The sequence below is a fragment of the Piscinibacter defluvii genome (assembly GCF_004011805.1).
Lineage (GTDB): Bacteria > Pseudomonadota > Gammaproteobacteria > Burkholderiales > Burkholderiaceae_C > Piscinibacter > Piscinibacter defluvii.
The window spans coordinates 1-630 of sequence record NZ_RCHJ01000132.1 but is presented as its reverse complement, the minus strand read 5'-3'; the positions used below and the strand labels follow the sequence as shown (position 1 = coordinate 630).

Genomic DNA, 630 nt, shown 5'->3' with positions numbered 1-630 from the left:
GTTTGAGCTGAGGGGCCGTAGCCGGGAAGGCGCTTGGCCCGCGAGGCGGATGATGACCTACAGCGCCTCGCGGGCCAAGTGCCTTGCCGGCGGAGGTCCCGCTCCAGCGAAGGGTTAGGCCGCAGCCCGCCTTTCGTTACGCATTCGTTGCGTAAAGCTTCCATTCGCCGCGATCGGAGTCCTCGGCAGGCTGGATTATCTTCCGTTCGCGCAGCTTCGTGCAGGCCCATCTCATGTCGTACTGCCAGGTGTAGAAGAGATCTCCAGCGGAGCGAAGTTCGGACTCGTGATTAGCCCAGATGTGCGTGGCAACTTGAACGATGTTTGCCGAGCCACCTTGGTCGCGCAGTGCTTGCACTACCCATTCCTGAAGATTCTGACGTGTTGTCATACTGCTCCTCAGCGAAACTCGACAGGGCTAGCGGGCTTGTTCAGAGCCTGATGTAGCGCCATGTCTGAAGTCCAAGCGCCTGCGCAGCGCGTTTCGCGGCTTCCTTGTCTGGAAGCTGCGGGACTCGATCCAGGTCAAGGGTTGGAAGGAGCTCGTGCGATATAGGGCGTTCGTTCGCTTGGGACGCGCTGATCAATGACCAAGTTGAGCGGCCAGCAGGTGCCGGATGGCGAGCGCGC

At 60.8% G+C, this 630-nt stretch carries 1 protein-coding gene; it reads right to left on the bottom strand.

Features of this window, described 5'->3' with window-relative positions:
- Positions 1-136 precede the first annotated feature (136 nt).
- Positions 137-358 (bottom strand): hypothetical protein, encoded by a 222-nt coding sequence (locus tag D9C15_RS33225; RefSeq protein ID WP_240668695.1) that lies wholly within the window; start codon positions 356-358, stop codon positions 137-139.
- Between the last annotated feature and the right edge of the window lie 272 nt (positions 359-630).